23 protein-coding genes are annotated in these 22,758 nt (G+C 41.0%); 15 read left to right on the top strand and 8 right to left on the bottom strand.

The window, feature by feature from the left end; genetic code table 11:
- Positions 1-159 precede the first annotated feature (159 nt).
- A complete protein-coding gene (locus tag PZB74_RS09295; protein WP_302242315.1) occupies positions 160-324 on the top strand; it encodes a hypothetical protein in 165 nt (54 codons plus the stop codon).
- 306 nt (positions 325-630) lie between these two features.
- Positions 631-834, top strand: coding sequence for a hypothetical protein (locus PZB74_RS09290; protein ID WP_302242314.1), 204 nt, complete (start codon positions 631-633; stop codon positions 832-834).
- Here the strand turns inward: PZB74_RS09290 and PZB74_RS09285 are convergent.
- Entirely contained in the window at positions 831-1,952 is a 1,122-nt protein-coding gene (locus PZB74_RS09285; RefSeq protein WP_302242313.1) for a redoxin domain-containing protein, read from the bottom strand. The two genes, PZB74_RS09290 and PZB74_RS09285, sit on opposite strands and share 4 nt — an antisense overlap.
- Before the next feature lie 118 nt (positions 1,953-2,070).
- Here PZB74_RS09285 and PZB74_RS09280 point away from each other — a divergent pair, with 118 nt between their 5' ends.
- The gene (locus PZB74_RS09280) at positions 2,071-3,060 is read left to right on the top strand and encodes a zinc-dependent alcohol dehydrogenase family protein (RefSeq protein WP_302242312.1); all 990 of its coding nucleotides are present in this window, start codon (positions 2,071-2,073) and stop codon (positions 3,058-3,060) included.
- Here PZB74_RS09280 and PZB74_RS09275 read toward each other — a convergent pair.
- A complete protein-coding gene (locus PZB74_RS09275; protein WP_302242311.1) occupies positions 3,044-3,556 on the bottom strand; it encodes an aspartyl protease family protein in 513 nt (170 codons plus the stop codon). The genes PZB74_RS09280 and PZB74_RS09275 overlap by 17 nt on opposite strands.
- Before the next feature lie 382 nt (positions 3,557-3,938).
- Here PZB74_RS09275 and PZB74_RS09270 point away from each other — a divergent pair, with 382 nt between their 5' ends.
- From PZB74_RS09270 to PZB74_RS09250, 5 genes are all read left to right on the top strand, one after another.
- Positions 3,939-5,270: a serine hydrolase domain-containing protein gene (locus tag PZB74_RS09270; protein WP_302242310.1), complete on the top strand. Its 1,332-nt coding sequence runs from the start codon at positions 3,939-3,941 to the stop codon at positions 5,268-5,270.
- A 284-nt stretch (positions 5,271-5,554) separates the two neighbouring features.
- Positions 5,555-6,874 carry a dicarboxylate/amino acid:cation symporter gene (locus PZB74_RS09265; RefSeq protein ID WP_302242308.1) on the top strand — a complete coding sequence of 440 codons (1,320 nt, stop codon included), beginning with the start codon at positions 5,555-5,557 and terminating at the stop codon, positions 6,872-6,874.
- Positions 6,875-6,927: 53 nt separating this feature from the next.
- Positions 6,928-7,980 carry a tRNA 2-selenouridine(34) synthase MnmH gene (mnmH, locus tag PZB74_RS09260; protein ID WP_302242307.1) on the top strand — a complete coding sequence of 351 codons (1,053 nt, stop codon included), beginning with the start codon at positions 6,928-6,930 and terminating at the stop codon, positions 7,978-7,980.
- Positions 7,977-9,017, top strand: coding sequence for a selenide, water dikinase SelD (gene selD, locus PZB74_RS09255; RefSeq protein WP_302242305.1), 1,041 nt, complete (start codon positions 7,977-7,979; stop codon positions 9,015-9,017). Before mnmH ends, selD begins: the two co-directional genes overlap by 4 nt.
- 16 nt (positions 9,018-9,033) lie before the next feature.
- Entirely contained in the window at positions 9,034-9,621 is a 588-nt protein-coding gene (locus PZB74_RS09250) for a hypothetical protein (protein ID WP_302242304.1), read from the top strand.
- 28 nt (positions 9,622-9,649) lie between these two features.
- Here the strand turns inward: PZB74_RS09250 and PZB74_RS09245 are convergent, their stop codons facing one another.
- The 4 genes from PZB74_RS09245 to PZB74_RS09230 all read right to left on the bottom strand — a co-directional run bounded on the left by PZB74_RS09245 (position 9,650) and on the right by PZB74_RS09230 (position 15,008).
- Positions 9,650-11,575 carry a tetratricopeptide repeat-containing sensor histidine kinase gene (locus PZB74_RS09245; RefSeq protein ID WP_302242303.1) on the bottom strand — a complete coding sequence of 642 codons (1,926 nt, stop codon included), beginning with the start codon at positions 11,573-11,575 and terminating at the stop codon, positions 9,650-9,652.
- 213 nt (positions 11,576-11,788) lie between these two features.
- Positions 11,789-13,591 (bottom strand): ATP-binding protein, encoded by a 1,803-nt coding sequence (locus tag PZB74_RS09240; protein WP_302242302.1) that lies wholly within the window; start codon positions 13,589-13,591, stop codon positions 11,789-11,791.
- A gap of 161 nt (positions 13,592-13,752) precedes the next feature.
- On the bottom strand, positions 13,753-14,109 hold the full coding sequence (locus PZB74_RS09235) for a DUF8788 domain-containing protein (RefSeq protein ID WP_302242301.1): 357 nt from the start codon (positions 14,107-14,109) through the stop codon (positions 13,753-13,755).
- Between the two features lie 473 nt (positions 14,110-14,582).
- The gene (locus PZB74_RS09230) at positions 14,583-15,008 is read right to left on the bottom strand and encodes a VOC family protein (RefSeq protein WP_302242300.1); all 426 of its coding nucleotides are present in this window, start codon (positions 15,006-15,008) and stop codon (positions 14,583-14,585) included.
- Positions 15,009-15,125: 117 nt separating this feature from the next.
- Here PZB74_RS09230 and PZB74_RS09225 point away from each other — a divergent pair, with 117 nt between their 5' ends.
- From PZB74_RS09225 to PZB74_RS09205, 5 genes are all read left to right on the top strand, one after another.
- Positions 15,126-15,761: a class I SAM-dependent methyltransferase gene (locus PZB74_RS09225; RefSeq protein WP_367281474.1), complete on the top strand. Its 636-nt coding sequence runs from the start codon at positions 15,126-15,128 to the stop codon at positions 15,759-15,761.
- Positions 15,762-15,785: 24 nt separating this feature from the next.
- Positions 15,786-16,343 (top strand): hypothetical protein, encoded by a 558-nt coding sequence (locus PZB74_RS09220; protein ID WP_302242299.1) that lies wholly within the window; start codon positions 15,786-15,788, stop codon positions 16,341-16,343.
- Positions 16,344-16,472: 129 nt separating this feature from the next.
- A complete protein-coding gene (locus PZB74_RS09215) occupies positions 16,473-17,252 on the top strand; it encodes an alpha/beta fold hydrolase (RefSeq protein WP_302242298.1) in 780 nt (259 codons plus the stop codon).
- Between the two features lie 115 nt (positions 17,253-17,367).
- Complete coding sequence (locus PZB74_RS09210; RefSeq protein ID WP_302242297.1) at positions 17,368-18,354, top strand: NAD(P)H-quinone oxidoreductase; 987 nt, start codon at positions 17,368-17,370, stop codon at positions 18,352-18,354.
- A gap of 90 nt (positions 18,355-18,444) precedes the next feature.
- Positions 18,445-19,014, top strand: coding sequence for a DUF4136 domain-containing protein (locus tag PZB74_RS09205; protein ID WP_302242296.1), 570 nt, complete (start codon positions 18,445-18,447; stop codon positions 19,012-19,014).
- Positions 19,015-19,061: 47 nt separating this feature from the next.
- On the opposite strand, the gene PZB74_RS09200 is transcribed toward PZB74_RS09205, so the two are convergent.
- Positions 19,062-19,172 carry a 30S ribosomal protein THX gene (locus PZB74_RS09200; RefSeq protein WP_302242295.1) on the bottom strand — a complete coding sequence of 37 codons (111 nt, stop codon included), beginning with the start codon at positions 19,170-19,172 and terminating at the stop codon, positions 19,062-19,064.
- 136 nt (positions 19,173-19,308) lie between these two features.
- On the opposite strand from PZB74_RS09200, the gene PZB74_RS09195 reads away from it, so the two are divergent.
- Positions 19,309-19,791, top strand: coding sequence for a hypothetical protein (locus PZB74_RS09195; protein WP_302242294.1), 483 nt, complete (start codon positions 19,309-19,311; stop codon positions 19,789-19,791).
- 204 nt (positions 19,792-19,995) lie between these two features.
- On the top strand, positions 19,996-21,126 hold the full coding sequence (locus PZB74_RS09190; protein WP_302242293.1) for an MraY family glycosyltransferase: 1,131 nt from the start codon (positions 19,996-19,998) through the stop codon (positions 21,124-21,126).
- Between the two features lie 63 nt (positions 21,127-21,189).
- Here the strand turns inward: PZB74_RS09190 and purH are convergent, their stop codons facing one another.
- Positions 21,190-22,716, bottom strand: a complete 1,527-nt coding sequence (gene purH, locus PZB74_RS09185; RefSeq protein WP_302242779.1) for a bifunctional phosphoribosylaminoimidazolecarboxamide formyltransferase/IMP cyclohydrolase — start codon at positions 22,714-22,716, stop codon at positions 21,190-21,192.
- Positions 22,717-22,758: the final 42 nt, after the last annotated feature.

The following is a 22,758-nucleotide window of genomic DNA, read 5'->3' as shown; positions in this document are numbered from 1 at the left end:
CCTTTTGCTACAAAGATGAACCTTACCCGGCAGCTGCCTTCCCTCTAAATACAGGCGCTATACTACGAAGATTATGCGCACCAGACTTACAAACAGCGCTTTTCGCCAGCACTGCGGACAGAAGCCCTCTCCTACGAAGCTAATACTCTTGCGTCAGCAGTGCTATGGAATGATGAAGGTAGCTTCAGGCTTCAAGCTCTGCCCCTGGAGGCCTGGACCTCTCCGGTATATGCTATTCTTTGCGATCACATCAATGAAGATGGTATGATGAACATATGGCTGGGAGGAAACTTTTACACACTTAAGCCTCAGGTAGAGCGATAAGATGCCAGCCGAGGCCTATGGCTACTGGGCCGCAAAATCAGCAGTTTGGGCCACTACCCTAGCAGCATACGGGCATGAAGGTAGAAGGAGAAATGAGAGACGCCCTGCTAATGCCTGCCCTGCAAGGTAACGCATCTTGATTGCCCGTAATAATGATAGCATATTGCTCTTTAAAAATGATTAGCCCCTCAGGTAAAGTGTGTACTAAAGCTTTATTGTTGATATAGCAGGCTTATCTATGTTGTGCCGAAGAGTAGGCTACATATTAAACTTTAACTGCACAAAACAGGAAAGCTTAAAACACAAATGAAGCTTCATCTGCCCAAATTTTTACCTAATGCTGGGCAAATGAACGGTCATATTCACAAAAATCTGGAAAATAATGTGGATATCACCCTTCACTTTCATATTATGCCGCAACATAGCCTGCTAATAAAGCTAGCTAAGCCCTCTGCCAAAAATGCTGTAGCTGCCCTTAAGCTTGCTACCTATAAAGGCTTAAGCAATTAGTAATACCTTCCGATATACTGGTTCTCTACAATTGTTTTTTTGATCTCCTGAGGGTCTATAGTTCCCTGCTGGCTGTACACAATGGTGCCGCCGGGCTCTACCAGTATGGTATAGGGTAAGGCTCCCTGCCAATTGGGGTCAATAGCTTCTATCAGAGCGTATTTATCATCCATATTGAAGAGATAATTCTGGTTAGAAGCTTCTTTTTTCCTAAGAAAGCTAAGTACTTTATCCTCTTTGTCTGGCTTATCGGCACTAATAGAGATAAATTCAAAGTCGCGGCCACGGTACATGCGGTCTATTTCTATAAATTCAGGAAACTCCATAACGCAAGGGCCACACCAGGTCGCCCAAACATTAATGAGTCGTAATTTGTCGGAGGAATTAGCAATTAGTTGACGAATACCATCGGCACTGATGGGTTCCAGGCTAACTTCTTCCTGAGCCCAGGCCTCTTCCTGCTTTTGTACCCATTCATCTTTCCAGGCCCACTTAATAGAACAACCAAATGTTTTGGTAGTAGGGTTAGGTACTTCTTTACCGGCAAGTACTGCATCTATCGCAGCTCTGGCATCTTCCGCATTTGCCGTACCTGGCTTTTCGGAAGCATCCAGTCGACCTACATAGCGCAGCTTACGGGCTTTATCAAAGACAAAAAGATGAGGCGTAGCCACAGGTCCATAGGCAAGAGCGGCCTCCTGTGCATCTCCATCGTATAAGTAAGGAAAATTGTAGCTCATTTCTTTAGCACGCTGCTGCATTTCCTCGTAAGTATCGCTCAGGTCGGAGTAACCCAGCTCAGATAGGCTGATAGCATTAGGCGCATTAGAAGAGATGGCTACTAATTGAAAGCTTTTGTCTGAATAATCTTCTACCAAATCAATGACCCGCTCTTCGTAGGCCTGTGCCGTAGGGCAATGATTGCAGGTAAAGAGTATGGCAAGCACATCGGCATCGGCATAAGTGCTTAGGCTATGCATTTTGCCGTCAATTCCTTTAAGAGAAAAGTCAGGAGCGCTAGCTCCGGGTTCCAGCGTTTTAGGTTCTTGCTTCTTTTCCTGTGCGTAGCACCAATTAAGCGCCAGAAAAAATAAGAGTAACAGGTGTAGCTTTTTCATCGTTGTGTATTAGTTATATCAGGAATATATCAAATTCCTGAGAAAAATCAATCTATAGCTCATCAAGAGTGATGAGTCATTTAAAGCGATTTTTTTAACCCTAAAAGATAATTATCTGATGAAAAAAGTAATTTTTAACCAGGCCGGGAATCCTCAGGATGTCCTTGAAATTAAAGAAACTGATATTCCGGAGGTAGGAGCAGGGCAGGTACGTATTAAAGTTAAGGCCGCATCTGTTAATCCGGCCGATGGGCTGTTTATTCAGGGCTATTATGGCATTAAGCCGAAGTTTCCTGAAAGCCCTGTAGGACTGGAAGGTGCCGGTGAGATAGATGCTATCGGTACAGGCATAGGTGATGGCATTCAGATTAGCAAAGGAATGCGCGTTGCCTTTAGTACCATCGGTAGTTGGGCCGAATATGTGGTAGTACCTGCCAATGCGGTGCTTCCGGTACCCGAAGAGTTAAGCTGGGAGCAGGGTGCGCAGCTCTTTGTGAACCCGTTTACCGCTCTGGCCATGCTGGATGAGGTAAACCTGCAAAAAGGAGACTGGCTATTGCTTACCGCAGGCTTCTCCGCACTCAATAAAATGGTGATCAGGATTGCCAAAGAGAGAGGGATCAAGACTATATGTACGGTACGTAGAGAGGAGCAGGTAGAGCCCTTGCTCAAACTGGGTGCCGAGGCAGTTATCAATACCGAGAAAGATGCTGTAAGCGAGAGAGTAAACGCCCTTACCGAAGGAAAAGGCGCACAGGCCTGCTTTGAGTCTATCGGAGGCAAAATATCAGAAGAAGTACTCAACAGTATGGGCCAAAATGGTAAGATGATGGTCTATGGTGTGCTGAGTGGCCAGCCTTTTCAGGTTAATGGCGGCCTTATGATCTTTAAAGAGCTTAGCATTAAGGGCTTTTGGCTGTCTGAGTGGATGAAAAATGCCGGTATAACTACCATTGCTAAGTTAGGCAAAGAACTACACAAGCTGGCGAAAGAAGATGCGCTGCACATTGAGTATGGCGAAACCTTTCCGCTGGAGAAGGCAGCAGATGCCGTAGACTTTAGCAATAAAGCAGGCAAGTCTGGCAAGGCTGTTATCGTGTGTAACTAATATCTGCCAGATTATTAGGGTCTTCCCTTTCCACATAGACCATTTCTTCGCCATAATCTATGACAAATCCGTATTTGTTCATGACATCAGAACCTATAATACCACTGATTTTGACCAGAGATTTGTCACGAATAGATTTAATTACCCTGCGCAGGTCGTGTGTAAAGTAGGGAGCCTCTATATATAGCTCACCCAACTCAAGCTGAACATTATATGCACGGTTCATGACACCTGCGGTACCATGCACGCCGGATACCTTATGGGGGTTTATCAGTTGTTTGATACCAAAATTATAGTGTTTAGCTTGAGTTTTATCCAAAACTGTTACTCCTGAGCCTGTATCCAGCAAAAAGTAAGCACGCTTACCATTAAGGCGGGCTTCTATAATGGGCTTTTCACTCTGCTGTTTAATTTTGATCGGAGAAACCTGCGCGTAGAGCGTGAAGCTGAACAATAAAGCAAATATGCTCAGCGAGAAGGCGAAGATCGTTTTCATTTCTTAGGGGGTTAGAGTTTACTCCCCATCTAATTCCAATCTTATACCTTTCATTTATCTTTTTGTGTATCAGACACTTACGAGTTGTCATCAAATGTCAGGCTGTGTGCTTTTGAACAGCGGTCGTACACTATCGATACACAATAAGAAAAAGCCTAAAAAAGTACTGCTAGCTTCTGACGAGAATTATTTGACTTTTTAAAAGAAAAAGTCACTTCCATTGTATCCATAAACTAATCTTTTGAACATATCTAATAGGGCTATTGCAGCGGCTCTAATAATGCAGCATATTTAGGATTACAATCATAGATTCTGCGGGCACTAATGAACTAAAAACCAATTTGTTCGGTATAGCTTGGAGATTATAAACCATAAAGTTTTAATGCATAGACAAGTATCTATCCCTACACGAAACTTTAAGTGGCTTCGCGCCAGCAATTTTGTATCAGGCTTTATTTTCACACTTTTAATCTTAGGTATTCCTTTTACCATTGCCGATGGAGACCATGAGGCTTTTGGTAGTAGCGAGGAAAAAGTAATTAAAAGTGTGAGCAACCTTCTTAATGAACACTCTGAGTTAGCAGCTCTTGCCCATGTAGACAGTGCTATGCACAAATTTCTTCAGCGTCAGGGCATTGTTGGCGCTTCGGTGGGTATTGTAAAAGACGGTCAGCTTATTTATACCAAAGGTTTTGGCTATACAGATAATGAAAGCCAACAAGCGATACAACCTTTCCATCAGTTCAGAATTGGCAGCATCTCCAAACTGATTACTGCGGTAGCGGTAATGAAGCTTTATGAGGATGGTAAGCTTGAGCTAGAGGATAAAGTTTTTGGTGAAGAGGGGATTTTGCAAGGTGGCATCTATGATAAAATTGAAGACAAGAGAATTTACGATATTGAGGTCAGACATTTGCTAAACCACACCTCAGGATGGAGTAAGCGCACCTTTGGCGATCCTTTATTTGTTCCTCATAAGATTGCGGAAGAGATGGGAGGCCCTGCTCCTCCCAGGTTGGAGACTATTATAGAGTATGTGCTATCGCGTCCGCTACCTTATCGCCCTGGTTCTTACTACGATTACTCAAATTTTGGCTATTGTCTGTTGGGGGAGGTAATCACCGCTGCCTCTGGCCTTGAGTATGAGGAGTATGTGAAGCAGGAAATCCTTTATCCTTTAGGTATTAGGGATATGCGCCTGGCAAAAAACCTTCAAGAAGGACGATTTGACAATGAGGTAGCCTATTATGATTTTACCTACAACAATATGCGCGAAGCGCTGGACAGCTCAGGAGAAATGGTTTCTACTACTTACAGTTTTGATATAGAAGCTTTAGGCGCTGCGGGGGGGTGGCTTGCTACTTCTACCGACCTGCTTAAATTTGTTGTGGCCATTGACGGATTTAAGAACACCCCCGACATACTTTCTAATGAGTCGTTACTTACTATGATCAAGCCAGACCATGGTGGAGGTCGCCCGTATGGATGGAGAGGGATTACCAGCAATGGCACCTGGTGGAGAACAGGCACACTAGCCGGTACCTCTGCGATTTTGAAGCGCCTGGACAATGGAATCTCCTGGGTGGTACTTGCCAATACTACCAACCGCAGAAGCCGTTACTTCAACGGAAAAATTAACTATATTATGCATAGTTCTTTGGAGCAGATGGAAGAATGGCCTGCCCAGGACCTCTTTGCTCAGAGTTATTATTAAGAGAGTACATCGCTTATTAGCAAGCTCAACCTCAGCGGTTGGGCTTTTTTTATGCGCATAAACATAGTTTTATATATATGTTTATTATTAACAGGTGATATACGTGTTATTTGAGTAAGATTATGTGCGTGTAAGGGTATCTGGCAGGGCTGATCCGTAAAAAAAATCTAAAAAAAACTTGAATGGTTAAAGCTACATATGCTTTAGCATTTCAGCTTGTATTTTTGCATTTTTGTGGCTTATGGGTTTAAGTCCCTGAGAGAGTGTAATATGACTTTGTCTTTATGAAAAAAATTCCTCTACATACCCAGATCCTTATCGGGCTGGTTTTAGGTCTCGTTTTTGGTATTCTTAGCATACAGTTTGGCTGGGATCCCACATTTACTGCTCAATACATTAAGCCTTTTGGTACCATCTTCGTAAACTCCCTGAAGATGATTGCCGTGCCTCTCGTGCTGGCTTCACTTATTGTGGGTATTTCTAATCTGGGAGATATCTCTAAGCTTTCTCGTATGGGAGGCAAGACTATTGGTATCTATCTATTAACTACTGCCATTGCTGTTACGATTGGTCTGGCTTTGGTAAATATTATTAAGCCCGGAAAACAGCTTCCTGAGTCTACACGCGAAAACCTGATTAGCCTATACAGCGGTGATGTAGAAAGCCGCCAGAATGTAGCACAGTCTGTAAAGGATGCTGGCCCCCTTCAACCCCTGGTAGATATAGTTCCTCAGAATATATTTGAGTCATTTGGAGATAATGCCAATATGCTTCAGGTAGTTTTTCTGGCACTAATTATTGGTATTGCCTTGCTCAAGGTACCTAAAGACAAAGCCAATCCGGTAATTGCTTTTTTTGATGGTTTTAATGATGTCATCATCAAAATTGTAGAGTTTATCATGATACTGGCACCCTATGGGGTCTTTGCGCTAATTGCAGCGCTCATCGTTGATCTGGGAGGAGACAACCCTGACCAGGCATTTGAGCTATTGCTGGCCCTGCTTTGGTATAGCCTTACTGTAATTGGCGGACTGGTATTGATGATAGCTGTCGTTTATCCTGGTCTGTTCAAGATTTTCACCAAAGTACCTTACTCCAAATTCTTTAAAGCTATACGTCCGGCCCAACTGTTGGCTTTTAGTACCAGCTCCAGTGCTGCTACCCTGCCAGTAACTATGGAGGTAGTAGAAAAGGATCTTGAGGTATCAGAAGAGGTGGCTAGTTTTGTGCTTCCACTCGGCGCTACCATCAATATGGATGGCACCAGCCTATATCAGGGGGTAGCCGCAGTGTTTATCGCACAGGCTTTAGGCTTAGGTTTGTCTATTACACAACAGTTAATGATTGTACTTACTGCTGTGCTGGCTTCTATAGGTACGGCTGCCGTGCCTGGTGCAGGAGTAGTGATGCTGGTCATTGTATTGGAAGCGATTGGTGTACCTACTGCCGGTATTGCTCTCATTCTGGCTCCCGACCGTATTCTGGATATGTGCCGTACGGTAGTTAATGTAACAGGTGATGCTTCAGTTTCTATGATTGTGGCCAGCACCGAAGGCAAGCTACCCGAGGAGATGATACGGGAAGAGGTGGTGAAAGTAGATTAAACGCATTGTATTAACTACCTTACCGAAAGCAAGGCAAATTAAGGTAAGCGCCCATGACAAATAAGCTTTCGGCAGACGAATTTTTAAGCAAAGCAGAGCAAATTCCTATTATTGACGTACGCTCCCCGGCAGAGTATGCCGCAGGTCACATTCCTGGAGCGTACAATATCCCTCTTTTTGATAATCAGGAGCGTGCAGTCGTTGGCACTACCTATAAGCAGGTAGGCCGACAGGATGCTCTTTTGGAAGGGCTTGATATTGTAGGTCCTAAGATGCGCTCTTTTGTGGAAAGAGCTATGCAACTGGCGCATGAGCAGGAAGTGCTGGTACATTGCTGGCGGGGAGGCATGCGTAGCGGGAGTTTTGCCTGGCTTTTACAAACAGCAGGCCTACGGGTATCCACTTTGCAGGGAGGCTACAAGGCTTATCGTAGCTTTGCCTTGTGTACTATTAAAAAAGCGGTACCTCTTATTATGCTGGGGGGCGAAACCGGTAGCGGAAAAACAGATATTCTTAAAGCTTTACGAGAGCAAGGAGAGCAGGTCATAGATCTGGAAGGTTTGGCACATCACAAAGGATCTTCTTTTGGGGGCATAGGGCAGGCCGAGCAACCTAGCACTGAGCAGTTTCATAACAATCTGTTTCAGCAGTGGCGTACCCTAGATTACTCCCGCCGAATATGGCTGGAAGATGAATCATTCAGTATCGGTAGTGTACAAATGCCCTATGAGCTGTGGGATCAGATGAAGGCTGCCCCTATGATACAGATTCATTTACCAAAATCTGAAAGAGTAAAGCGACTTGTCAAGGAGTATGGCCAGCAAAATAAAGAAGCTTTAAGCATAGCTATTTCACGTATAGAAAAACGTCTGGGAGGATTACGTACACAACAGGCAATAACTGACCTGAAAGAAGGAAGACTGGATGCCGTGGCAGATAATTTACTTACTTACTATGACCGCAGCTACCACAGAAATATGGATAGGCGGCCAAAAGAACAAATTACTACGCTGGATTGTCTTAAGGATGAGCCCAGCGCTACTGCTCAACAACTTATATATATGGCAGAAAACATCAATATTACAAAAGCAGAAGCAAAAATATGAGCAATACAGAAGCAGTAAAACTTACTCAGTATAGTCATGGTGCAGGCTGTGGTTGCAAAATTTCTCCTAAAGTACTGGAGAGCATACTTAGCAGCCAGCTACCGGCCTTTCAGGACGACCAATTACTGGTAGGCAACCATACTAAAGATGATGCGGCAGTATATGACATGGGAAACGGAGAGGCTATCATCAGTACCACCGATTTTTTTATGCCGATTGTAGATGATGCTTTTGACTTTGGACAGATTGCCTCTGTTAATGCTATTAGCGATGTGTACGCTATGGGCGGAACACCCATGATGGCTATTGCAATACTGGGCTGGCCTATTAATAAACTGTCTCCGGAAGTAGCTCGTCAGGTTCTGGAAGGAAGCCGACATGCCTGCCAAAAGGCAGGTATCATGCTGGCCGGCGGGCATAGTATAGATTCACCCGAACCTATCTTTGGATTGGCAGTAACGGGTCGTATTAAAAAAGAGCACCTCAAAAGAAATGACAGCGCTACTCCTGCCTGCAAACTTTTTCTGACCAAACCTTTAGGCGTAGGTATACTTACCACCGCGCAAAAAAAAGGTCTGGTAAAAGAAGAAGACCTGGCCTTAGCCAGAGAAAGTATGTTGCAACTTAATAGCGTAGGAGAACAGTTTGCGCTACTACCCTATGTAAAAGCGATGACTGACGTCACTGGTTTTGGTTTACTAGGTCATCTGAGTGAGATTTGCGAGGGCAGCCAAATTAGTGCAGTAGTAGATAGCAAGCTAGTCCCCCGCTTTAAGGTTGTAGACCAATATATTGCGCAAAAAAGTATGCCGGGGGGCACCCAAAGAAACTTTGAAAGCTATGGCCATAAAGTAAGTCCAATGAGTGATGAGCAAAAAGCGCTATTGTGTGATCCGCAAACCAGTGGCGGCTTACTGGTAGCAGTGGAAAAAACCAATGCTGATGATTTTATGGTGCTGGCAAAAGATCTTGGCCTGGATTTACAGGCTTTTGGTGAAACGCTCCCCCTTCAGGAAGTATTAATTACTGTAAAATAAGCTCAACGCGAAAAGAATGAATACGATAAGATATGTATGTCTACTTGCTCTTTGTACCCTTTGGTCTTGCGACAACATGGGCACGCAACAGCAAGTAGATCGTGATGCTATTAATAAAGCGATGGCGCAGCGGGAGATTAAGCATATACTCCCTGCCGAGATTGTAAAAGCAACGTACGAACAGGGAGAAACAATTGCTAAAAAAGCCCAGCAAATTGCTATTGAACAATACCAAAACAATGGAGAAAAGGCTGAAAGGTTTATGAGTAGCCCCAATATGCCGGAAATTGACTCTCTGGCTGAAGTATACCAGGCAAAAATTAAATGGGTTACCAGTAGTATGAATGCTGAAGAACTTCAACTTAGTGAGCTGGAACAACAGTTGTGGGAGGCGTATCTTTATAATGTAGAAAATGAACTGGAAGTGAACGATAATGTTCAAAAAATCGGAGACACGCACTTCCTCTATACCAAGCCATATTTACTAGACCCGAAAACACGAAAAAAACTACCAGGGAGCGAGACTGCTTTATCAAAAAAGCAGCTATTAGGCATGTGGAGTATTACCCTTTCTAAAAAAGAAGTGATCAAAGGTATGGAATAGTATAATGCTACTTCTAAACAAGACCTGTTTACCTCTCAATGCTCTTGTCTTTAGAAGCAGGGAATAAAATAGTGAAGGTAGTACCTTGTCCCTTTTGGCTTTTTACTTTAATGCTACCCATATTTCTGTCTACAAATTCGTACACCAGCTGTAAACCAAGACCTACTCCTTTTTCACCCGAAGTACCCCAACTCCGGTTAGTATTTTGGCTTCTGAACAGGCTGGCTACCTGCTCGTCTGTCATGCCTATACCGGTATCCTGAACCTGTACTGCTACCTGCGCTCCTTTTAAAGAAGCATTAATCTTCACCTGACCGGATGGTGTAAACTTTAAAGCATTATTAACCAGATTCCTCAAAATGGTAAAAAAAGCATTTCTGTCTACCCACAGCTCTACATCATCATTTACCAGATTAACCAACTCTATCTGCTTACTAATAGCCATAATCTGAAATATATTTAATACTTCCTCGGCTATAGGTTTTACCCTTACATATTCAGGATGGTTTGGGATATCGCCTTGCTGCATCACTGTCCAGCTAAGTAAATTATCCAGCAGGTCACCCAGCTGCTGAGAGTCTTTCTCCATGTGAGATACCAGCTTCAGCAAATGCTCATATTGCCCCTTCTCCACATAAGATTTGAGGAGCCCGTATATACCCCTAAAGGCATGGATAGGAGATCGCAGATCATGAGAAATAATAGAGTAAAATTTATCGCGGGTTGCCACCAGTGCATCTAGTTCTTCATTTTTATCCGCAAGAACCTGTTTCTGATATTCAAGCTGCTGGTTATTCTTTTTCTGCAAATAAAAATTTCGGTATAATAGAAGAGTCAGAAGAATTACGAATACCAGAAGTACCAGCAGACCAGTTTGTATAAGCCTTTCAATTTTTCTACTGGCGTTAATCAGATCAATCTCAGCCTGCTTCTGCTCTACTTCAAACTCAGTACGCATATCGGCCATATTACGTATTACTTCTTCGTTGGTCAGGCTATCTCTGTATGTAATGTATGCCGACTGGTGCTCAAAGGCTTTTAAGTAATTTTTCTGTTCAGTATATAGCTCTGAGAGTAGTTTGTGAGCATCCCGCAACTCTTCCATATACATACCTTTAGTTGCACTCTCCTTGCTTAATAAAGCATAGTCTAATGCCTTATTAGGCTCTTCTTTTTCACGATAAATTCTTGCTAAAGAAAGTTGATAATCAGCGATTGCATAATCATCACCCATTGTTTGTAACATAGCTATAGCGCTATCCAGATATTGATGTGCAACGTTAAATTTCTTCTGCTCTGCCTTTACTAACCCAATATTACCCAAGGCATAGGCAATGCCTACTTCATATTGTAAAGACTGAAATAATTCTTTTGCTTCTTCATAACACTCAAAAGCAGTCTTATACTCTTTATTAATACGATACTCTCCCCCAATGTTCAAAACAGCAGTGGCCAGTCTAACACTATCACTTTCTTCTCTAAAAATTTTTATCGCTTTTTCATAGTATTGCTGTGATAATGAGTTACTAGAGAGCTGGCTATAAATAGTACCTAAAGCAATGTAAGCAGAAGCTACACCTATCTGCATGGAATCTTGGCGATATAGTTTAGCGCTTTTTATGACTGCCTCAACCGCTTTCTGATTGTCTCCTAACTTCTTGTAAGCCTGTCCAATATTTAGACTTGCGGCAGCCTGCCAACTTAACTTATTCAGATTTTCAGCAATATGTAGTGCTATTTTTGAATACTTAAGGGTCACTTTTGGATGAGTAGCATGTTCTGCAATTTCTAACGCCAGGTTACATTTTGCTGAATCTTTTAAATCTTCATGTAAATATATATGAATAAGGCTATCAGCAATATTTTCATTTAACACCTGCGCAGAGCACGGAAATTTATAGCTTGTTATTAGAAGAATAATACTTATAACAAAACTCTTAAAAAGAGAAGACATGCTTTAAAGGAGATTAATCTTAACAAAGAAGTGAGAGCTAAAGCTCGTATTGCTAATGGTATAGAGGTTACTTTCAGCTTACTAAAGTAATTATTTACCCATATTTTCACAATATGCAAGTAACTTCTACTTAACCTATCAGATGATTTAGTGAGAACTTGTGATTGCTACTCCTGGCCTTTAGGTAGTAAATATTCTTATTGGAGCTTGAGCCTAAGCAAGCCTGCTAGAAAGTTCTACTCCTTTTTCCTGCACGGCAGGTAGTGTTATGATGAAGGTAGTTCCTTTACCTTCTGTACTTTTTACTTTAATATATCCATCGCTTCTTTCCACAAATTCGTTTACTAACTGAAGGCCCAAGCCTACGCCTTTTTCCCCCGACGTTCCCCACGTACGTTCTCCACCTTTACTATTAAACAAGGCTTTAACTTTTTCTTTAGACATACCCACGCCTGTATCTCTCACCTGAAGAACCACGCTTGACTGCTCAGTATATGCTTCAATAATTACACTTCCGTCAGTAGACGTAAACTTTAAAGCGTTGTTAATCAGATTTCTTAAAATGGTAAAAAGAGCATTTTTATCTGCCCATACCTGAGTGTCTTCTTTTACCAGACAAGCGAGCTTAATTCTTTTGGTAATTGCCATTGTCTGAAATACTTCTAGTACCTCTTCGGCCACTTCTTTTACCGAAAGGTTTTCAGGTTTAATAGGTATCTGACTTTGCTGATTAACCGCCCAACCCAATAGGTTATCTAAAAGTTCAGTCAGCTGATGCGCGCTTTTTTCCAGGTGAGAGACCATTTGGGGCAACTGACTATACTGTTTTTCATCTACCAGGCTTTTTAATATACTGCTAAGGCCAGAGAAGGCATTGACCGGAGAGCGTAAATCATGAGAGATGATAGAGAAAAACTTCTCTCTGGTGGCAATCAGAGCATCAAGTTCTTTATTTTTATGATCTAACTCCTGATTCTTTTCGGAAAGGGTTTTCTTTTGAGCTTCAAGCTGCTGATTGTTTCTTTTTTGAAGATTGTAATTTCTGTATATCAAAAAAGTTAAAGCTAGGACAAATACTAAAAGTAGGGCTAAACCCAACTGAACTAACCTTTCATTTTTTCTGCTTTCGTTGAGCAGGTTTATTTCGGTTTGCTTTTGTTCTACTTCAAATTCAGTACGCATATCTGCCATGTTCCGAACCACTTCCTCATTGTTTATACTATCCCGATACAAAATGTAGGCGGACTGATATTTAAAAGCTTTAAGAAAATCCTCCTTAGAAGTATAAAGTTCTGATAAAAGTTTAGAAGCATTGCGCATCTGTTGAAGCAAATGATCATGTTCAGAAATCTCTAAACTCTGATGTGCCAGTTCAAGTGCTTGTTCAATTTCCTCATTTTCCGCATGTATTTCAGCCAATGAAATTAAATACTCCGCAATGGCATAATTATCCCCTTGTTCTTTCAAGATGACAATTGCACTATCTAGATATGCTCTTGCTATTTCGTATTCTTTTTGAGAAGCTTTTACCAGCCCCAAGTTACCAAGCCCGTAAGCTACTCCTGCATCCACTTTTAGCAGCTTGAATAAGTTGTGAGCTTCATTGTAATATTGCAAAGCTGAGTCATATTCTCGACTATGGTGAAACAACTCTCCGGCATTGAGAAGCACTGTTGCTAAACGCAAGCTATCATGTTCAGTTCTAAATATTTTAATTGCTTTATTATAGCTTTCTTTTGCCTGTTTGTTGTTATTCAGTTGAGCATAGATATCACCTAGTGAAATATATGCGGCGGCCACTCCTATTTCAGAGTCAGCTTTTAGATAATAATTTATGCTCTCTAGCACTGAATTAAGAGCCTTTTCATTATCTCCAAGAAGCTTGTAACCCTGAGCTATATTAAGACTAGCTGCTGCTTTCCATTTATCGTTATTAACACTATTAGCAGCCTCTAATGCCAACTTAGCATATTTGATGATTATTTTTGGACTAGTAGCATAATTTGAGATATCCATTCCTAGCCTATATGTAGCAGAGTCACTCAAATCTTGATTTAGATAAATGTTGATAAGGCTATCTGCATAGCTTTTATTAATGACCTGAGCTTGACACAAATTAAAATAGCCTATTAAAAAATAGGCTACTAAAGAAAAAATATATTTTGTTGTTTGTATCATCAATTTTCAGGTGGTTTGACCCTAAACTTAGGATCATCGGTCATAGTTTGACCGTCAATTTTGTATTCAATAGAGTAAGATTCACTACCGCTGGCATGCTGGCATACTGTACCCTCCCAATTGCCATCGGCTCTTTTAGTAGGACCTGAACTAAAAATATTCTGGCTCCCACTTTTGGCAACTATATTGGTAATCTCATCAATGCCGTTTCCAACAATCCATTCTACATCATCATCACAGGACACATCAGTCGTTATGGTATTCACTCCCTCATGCCCTTCGCTATCACGAAGATAAAGGTTGTTGGTATTACCATTGCGATCTACATAGATAGTAACTTTAGTTTTTGTTGTCATAATAATACGAATTAAGCGTAAAACAATAAAGTAAGGTTAAACAAAACAGTATTTTAAGAGTTACTCTTCTCTAAATATCCTTTGAATAGCAAAAAACCCTCTTTTATTGTCGTGCCAGACAATCATATCAGGGCAGGAGCTAAAATGTAAGTAAAGCTCGGAAAGTGTTTCTGAGAGAAATGAATTACTTTTAGAAAGGCATGAAAAGACAACAATATTAAACAGTTAAATACGAAACTACTAAACATAAAACTAGTCACAATCAGCAAGTTAGCACAAAAGATTACACTTAAAACTCTGTCACATGGAAGCATATTTACGCTATACCTGATAAATTAATGGAGTGGCTGTGTTTTCCTGAAAAATTAGCTTTATGGCTTAAAAGCCTATTTTCGGGCTATCAAGGTACATTTAGGTAGAAAAATAAAGGTATTGGAAGAGGTGGCTATGGCATGCTAATCCATTGGGTCTATCTAGCTGGCAAACACCTGGCTCATATCTTTAAAGGATTTAAATTCTAATGCATTACCACTAGGATCTAACAAAAACATAGTAGCCTGCTCGCCTACCTCACCTTTAAAACGAATGTGCGGCTCAATAATAAACGTATTGTCCGTCTCTTTTAAACGCTCTACCAGTTCGTGCCATTGCTCCCACTGCAGGATAGCTCCAAAATGGCGAACCGGAACCTTATCGCCATCCACTTCATTAGTTTTTGCCTGAGCAACTTCCTCAGGACGTAAATGCGCAGAAAGTTGGTGCCCAAAAAAATCAAAATCAATCCAGCGCTCTGCGGTTCTACCTACTGTGCAGCCAAGCGTATGCTCATAAAAAGCTCTTGTTGCTTCAAGGTCAGATACGGGAAAAGCCAAATGGAAGGGAGGAATATTGATTGTCATAGGTTGGTATTTATTTTAATAAATGTACTCGGACATGCCAAGCCTTACAAATCATAAACGAAGAAATTATCTAACTGATAGCTTTATATTTACAAAATTAAGTTAGAATACACAGCAATGCACTACAGAGAACTTAACTATACATTAGGTAATATAGACCTCTACCTCTTAGACCATATACTAAAAGGAAGGTTTAAGTCAGACATGAGATTATTAGATGCAGGGTGTGGAGAAGGACGAAACCTGATCTATTTTATTCGTGAAAACTACGATGTGTGGGGAGTAGACCGTGATGCGGCTGCTCTCAAACTATTAAGGCTTTACGGACGCACATTACACCCTGAATTTGACCCTGAAAAAATTATTGAAGATGATGTTGCGGATATTTCATTACCTCCCGCCAGCTTTGATGCCATAATAAGTAGTGCTGTTCTTCATTTTGCACAAGACCACCAACATTTCCAGAAAATGTTTTCTGAGCTAAATAGGCTCCTGCGCCCAGGAGGGCTACTTTTTATTCGTACGGCTATGCTTTCAGGTATTAAAGAAGAAGCTACCCCTTTAGGCAAGGGCGGCAGATACAAACTCCCTGATGGCAGTGAACGCTATTTGCTTAGTGTTCAACTATTAGATGCATTATGCCAGACTTACCAGCTTAAACTTCTTGAACCTATAAAATATGTGGTGGTACACCAGGCACGAAGCATGAGCAGTATACTGTTACAAAAGTCAGCTGACGATAAACAAACTTAAAAAAGCTTATGTTATTCATTTGCTATGTCTCAATTACCATATGTTTCATATTTAGTTCTTCTCTTATTACTGGTAGCCTGCAACGGAAGCCAAACAAAGATTGATGAGAGTTCAGCCAAGTTTACTACTTCTGATGCTTCGGAGCTTTTTTTCAAGAATGTACGTGCTATCAGCTACGACAAAACTACTATGAATGAGGCTAAGCTGGATATTTACCGAATTAAGGAGCGAGTAGATTTACCCGAAGAACCTATACTTGATTTGTCTATTGTTGTAAACTGGAGGTATGATGAGGCATATATACTGACCGAACCGAATGCCTTTCTCCAACAAATGGACACTTTATACATTGTATGGAAAGATACGACACAGGTACAAGGTCAGGGAGCTATTCAGTTCATTGATGGAAACAAGGCTGAGCATTTTCGTTTGGCCACTCAGATTTATCGCAATATACAGACAGAATCGCCCATGTTTATTTTACACGAAGGCGAGCAACATCCCTTCATGCATAAAAAAAATATAAGAGAGCCTTTTCGTAAAACTATGGTTGACTATTTCAGGCTAGTGGACCTTATGTAAACGATAAATCTATTAGTTGAACTTCAAACTTACCATATTTAGGCAGTGTAGCAAGGTAAGAAACAAAATATCTTTTAGACTAAACCATGGGCATTTTGCGACATTGGTGTACCAGAGCATTATTATTCAATGTTATATTACAAAAAGTATCAGTCAGGGGAAGAGAAGGAGTGGGTCGTATTTGTCCATGGAGCCGGAGGAAGTTCATCCATCTGGTTTCGTCAGATTCGCCTGTTCAGAGAGTATTTTAATGTACTTTTGGTAGACCTACGAGGGCATGGACGATCCAAAGACTTACTGGAAAGCTATGTTAAGGACGATTATACTTTTAAAGACGTTACGGCTGATCTGCTGGAAGTTATTCAGCACTTAGATATAAAAAAAGCGCACTATGTAGGTGTTTCTCTGGGTACTATAATTATCCGTACGTTGGGAGAGATTGCTCCCCAACATATGAAATCCATGATACTCTGTGGGGCCATAACCAGGCTCAATGTACGCTCCCGTGTATTGGTGTTTTTAGGGCATTTGGTAAAGCGCTTCGTCCCTTACATGTGGCTATATAAACTTTTTGCATTTATTATAATGCCGAACCCAAGAGACGCCAACTCTCGCAACCTTTTTATTGAAGAAGCGAAAAAGCTCTACAAAAAAGAGTTTTTGAAATGGTTTCGCCTTACAAACGAAGTAAACCCTTTGCTACGGTACTTTAAAGAAAAAGAGATTGCCGTTCCTACACTATACATAATGGGAGATGGTGATTATATGTTTTTGCCTCCCGTCCGTAAAATTGTAAAAGAACACACCCATGCTGCCCTAAAAGTAATTGAGGATTGCGGTCATGTATGTAATATTGAAAAGCCTGAAATATTTAATAAGCTGGCAATTAATTTTATTCAAAGAACTTAAGATGGGTTTCACCCAACAGTTAAATATCAAACCTCAGCAAGCAGTTCTTTCAGTATTATGGCTAACATTTTTCTTTCAGATTAATTAGCTTCGCAAACCATCAACTTTTTTATATATGCAAGCCATTATTTTTGATCAGCCTGGTAGCGCCGAGCAACTCAGAATTGATCATGTTTCTACCCCCACACCTAAAACACGAGAGATACTTATTAAAGTTAAAGCTACAGCGCTTAATCGTGCAGACCTACTACAGCGTGAAGGTAAATATCCCCCACCCGCTGGAGCTAGCTCTATACTTGGGCTGGAAGTAAGCGGAGAAGTAGTAGAGACAGGCAGCCAGGTAGCCCGTTGGAAAAGAGGAGATCAGGTTTTTGGGTTAATTCCGGGTGGAGGCTATGCAGAGTTTGCCGTAATCCATGAAGATATGGCCATGCCTATGCCTCCAGGTTTCTCATTTACTGATGCGACTGCTATTCCTGAAGTTTTTCTGACCGCATATCAGGCACTGAAGTGGATTGCCTGCCTTCAGGCTGGAGAAACACTATTAGTGCACGCAGGAGCAAGCGGAGTAGGCACTGCCGCAATTCAGCTTGCCAAACAATTTAAAGCTAAAGAGATAATTGTAACAGCTTCGGCCACCAAGCATGCCCTATGCCATAAGTTGGGAGCAAACCTTAGTATTGACTACCGTACTCAGGATTTTGAAGAGAAAATTCAGGAACATACCTCAGGAAGAGGAGTGGACGTAATTATTGACTTTATTGCTGCACCTTATTTTAACAAAAATATTGAAAGCTTGGCTATGGATGGTCGCCTGGTATTACTGGCTACTCTGGGAGGTATAAAAGTAGAAGAGATAAATTTGCTTAAACTGTTGAGTAAAAGGTTACAGCTTACGGCTTCCACACTACGCTCTCGCAGTCTTAACTACCAGATACAGCTAACCAAGGACTTTGCTGACTTTGCCCTTCCTCGTTTTGAAACGCAAGAGCTTAGACCAATTATTGATAGCATATACTCCTGGAAGGATGTTGTAGAAGCGCATAAGTATATGGAATCCAACCAAAACAGTGGAAAAATTGTCTTGCAGCTAGAGGAATAACTTACTCAATATTTTAGGGTTGCATATAATAGTGCTTTGGGCACAAAAAAGGGGTAGTATATCGTTATAGCCATAGAAATGTAGTCGTTTATGGAAAAGATTATAATTAGTATCTGTATCATTCTGTCTCTTACTCTAGTTTCATCCTGTTCTTCTATTAAAGTAATAGCAGACAAAGAAGAGAGCTTTCAGCCTGCGGCTTATACTACTTACGCCTTCGCTGATGTTAATTTGCAGGAGTTGGACCAGGCTACAGCCATATTGTATCAGGAAATTAGTAAGCGAATTGCTTACGAAATGAAACAAAAAGGCTATGAACTGAGTACAGACGCGCCTGACCTATTGGTGGCATTTAACATTTTAACCGAAGAGGCCCGTAAAGAAAGCTGGAAAAGCGCAAATAACGACCCTTATTATCCTGGTATGCGTAGCATGTGGGCCTACAATTCGTTTTGGGGGCCGAATTATAATACTCGCTACAAAGAAGTGAAATACGAGAAGACAGGCACTTTTGTCGTAGATATGCTTTCCACAGAGCAAAAAGAATTAGTATGGAGAGGAATAGGCATTGGCCCCGTTAACCACCCGGAAGAACGCTTTAATACTGCCTATCAGTCCGTACAAAAAATGTTTAAGTCTTTTCCTAAACGGGGCTCCTAATGTTTACTTTACCAAAAATAGTGTAAGGTAGCTCATTGATGAGCTACCTATTTTTTTGCTTTCTCCGCTTTGGGAGAAGCCGATTTTTTAGGCCTACGAACTCCATAAGACCCTTTAGCAATTTTTCCTTTCTTAGTTTTTTTGTCTCCTTTACCCATAAAAATTGAACTTACTTGAGTTTATACTTATTTTAATATAAAGCTTGATGGCAATTTGATTAATTTATAAAAATTTCAGAAAACCATAAAGTAAACAACAGGTTGATTTAGTACTAACCTCAAAATTTCACCCTATATGGCCAGACCAAATCCAGAGTTAATAGACGCCCTTCGCAATGCTGCACGCAAACTTACGGAAAGCAAAAACTATCAGTGGGGGCACATGGGTAGCTGCAATTGCGGATTTTTAGTACAGGAAATTACGAAGCTTTCCCGTGCCGATATTCATGAATATGCCATGCGTACGCGTGGAGGCGACTGGAGTGAGCAGGCACTAGATTTTTGCCCTACCAGCGGCTACCTCATGGATCAGGTAATCTCCTTTATGATTGATGCAGGCATGGATATTCAGGATTTTAAACACTTGGAAAGGCTTTCTGACAAAGAGGTTCTTCAAAGACTACCTACTAACGAAAGATACTTACATCACAATCAGAAAAAAGATGTGGTAAAATACATGAATACCTGGGCAGATTTACTTGAAGAAAAATTAATGCGCAGCATATCAATTACTGATATCAATAAAGCGTCTTCAGAACCCATAAGTGAACTTTTATAGCCTATTTCGCGAAAACATGACTACTTTTCTACCTAGGCATATTAGCAGTATGTTTAGTGCTCTTTTGTAGAAACATCCTACATGATATTTACTTTGTCCTTATAATTGTGTTAGCTTTGGTATGAATTGAAGTGGGGAGTATGCTATGTGTTATGTAGTAGGAGAGATAAGGAATTCTAGCTAACCAAATCAACTTGTGTGTTTATGGTTTCTGAAATCTTAGAAACACCTATTGTTTCTTTACTAATTGCCGCGTTTTTTTCATACGTAATAGTTCGTATTACTATACCAGCTATTATCAGAGTGGCTTCTGAGAAACACCTTATGGAAGAGCCCAATGGGAGAAGCTCACATTTACAAAAGACACCAAGTCTGGGAGGCATTGCTATTTTTGCTGCTATTGTTATTACTTTCTTACTTGCTACTCCCGAGAGTATTACCAGAGAGGTCAATATTCATTTGGTCATTCCCTCATTAGTTATTCTTTTCTTTATAGGCCTTAAAGATGACATACTGGTAATTGACCCCTACAAAAAATTGTTAGCTCAGCTTCTCGCCGCTGCACTTGCTATCTTTTTTACAGATATAAGAATTAGCAATCTGTACGGTATTCTTGGCCTCTACGAGATATCCTACCTTAGTAGCTTTGTTATCACGCTTTTTGTGATGATTGTCGTAATCAATGCTTACAACCTAATTGATGGTATAGATGGACTTGCTGCAGGCTTAGGCATAGTGGCTTCTCTTACTTTTGGCGTCTATTTCTTTGTAGCAGAAGTATATTGGGCAGCTGCTTTATCATCCGTATTAGTAAGTGCTTTATTAGCCTTCGTTCGCTTCAACTTTTCTAAAAAGAATAAAATCTTTATGGGCGATAGCGGATCTCTGGTTGTGGGCTTTATCCTATCGTTACTGGCTATTAAGTTTATCCAGTTCAATCAGATTTTCAATGAACACTACGTACCCAATGCTCCTACTATTGCTATATTAATCCTAGCTATACCTTTATTTGATACGCTTAGAGTGTTTACCCATCGTATTGCCAGTGGTAGTGGGCCTTTTGTAGCAGACAGAAATCATATTCACCATTTTGTTATTGATAATGGTTTAAGCCATTTATCTGCTACCGTCTTACTCTCGTTTTTAAGCATTACTGTTGTTAGCATTGGAGGTTACTTCTTTACTGAGTCCTCTGTCTCTTACTCTTTTACAGGGCTGATCGTAACCTTTATTCTGTACTCCTTAATCGTACGCAGAGACGTATTGGTAAAAAAACCTTTTGTAGACGAAAAGCTATTAGGCAAGAAGAGCCGCAGCGCTGTTGGCCAGTCTTAATCATAAAGCATAAAAAAAGAGCGCACCTCTCAGTACGCCCCCCTATCCGTTGTAATTGTTCTTTTAGTGCTTAAAGTGGCGAAAGCCGGTAAATACCATCGCCATATTATTTGCATCACAATAGTCTATTGAATCTTGATCTTTGATAGATCCGCCAGGTTGAATTACTGCTGAGATACCCTCCTGATTTGCAATTTCTACACAGTCAGGAAAAGGGAAAAAAGCATCAGAAGCCATTACAGCACCCTTTAAATCAAAGCCAAAATGCTTGGCTTTTTCTATTGCCTGCTTAAGCGCATCTACACGAGAAGTCTGCCCTACACCACTAGAGTACATCTGCCCTTTGTTAGCCAAAATGATAGTATTTGATTTGGTATGCTTACAGATTTTACTCGCAAAAAGTAATGCCTCATTTTCATTATCTGTAGTAGCTCTCTTAGTAACTACTTTCAGGTCTTCCAGGCTATCAGTTTTAAGGTCGCGATCCTGCTCAATTACCCCATTAAGTAAAGTTTTAAATTGCTTCTGAGCGGTTTTATTTTGCTTCTTTTTTAGCAATACTCTTTTCTTCTTCTGACTTAGCAGCGCAAGCGCTTCTTCTGTGTACGAAGGGGCTATCAACACTTCAAAGAAAAGGCTATGCATCTCTTCTGCCGCATCTTTATCCACTTCAGCATTGGTGATAAGCACTCCACCAAAGGCAGAGATAGTATCCGCGGCAAAAGCTTTTTGGTATGCTTCCTTTACACTAGAGCCAGTTGCACAACCACAGGCATTGGTATGTTTAAGGATAGCGAATGCTTTCTCATCTTCAAACTCTTCTATCAGATCAACAGCTGCATCTATATCCACCAAATTATTAAAAGAGAGTTCTTTACCGTTTAGCTGTTCCAGCATTTCTTCCAGGGGACCATAAAATGCGGCCTCCTGATGAGGGTTCTCCCCGTAACGAAGCTTTTTCTCCGGAAGTTTGGCTTTGTCAAAGCTTGCTTCAGCAGTAGCATTGCTAAAATATTGATGAATAGCCGTATCGTAATGAGAGCTTTGGGCAAAAGCCTGCATTGCAAACTTACGACGGTCTTCCAGCTCCGTGCTTCCTTCCTTGTCTTTTAATAATTGTTCAAGCGCTCCGTACTGCTGGCGAGATGAAACTATAAGCACATCTTTAAAGTTTTTAGCAGCTGCTCTGATCAAGGCTATACCTCCAATATCAATTTTCTCTATGATTTCAGCTTCTGAGGCCCCTGAAGCTACTGTTTCTTCAAAAGGATAAAGATCCACAATCACCAGGTCTATAGGTGGGATTTCGTACTCTTCTACCTGCTGACGGTCAGTATCCAGATCTCTTCTGGACAAAATCCCTCCAAATACTTTAGGATGTAAAGTCTTAACACGTCCTCCCAGTATAGAGGGGTAACCGGTAAGGTCTTCCACAGCAGTTACTTCTGCGCCCTGCTCTTCTATAAACTTTTGAGTACCTCCGGTAGAATAAATCTTTACGCCATATTTACTCAGTAGCTGTACTATAGGAGCAAGGTTTTCCTTATAATACACTGATACTAAAGCCGCATTGATCTTTTTGCTCATGATAGGTCAGATTTGATTTGAACGGCAAAAGTAGTGTTTTTTGCC

This window comes from Porifericola rhodea (assembly GCF_030506305.1).
Lineage (GTDB): Bacteria > Bacteroidota > Bacteroidia > Cytophagales > Cyclobacteriaceae > Catalinimonas > Catalinimonas rhodea.
Note: the sequence above shows the minus strand (reverse complement) of the source record. Positions and strands in the feature narration are given on the sequence as shown.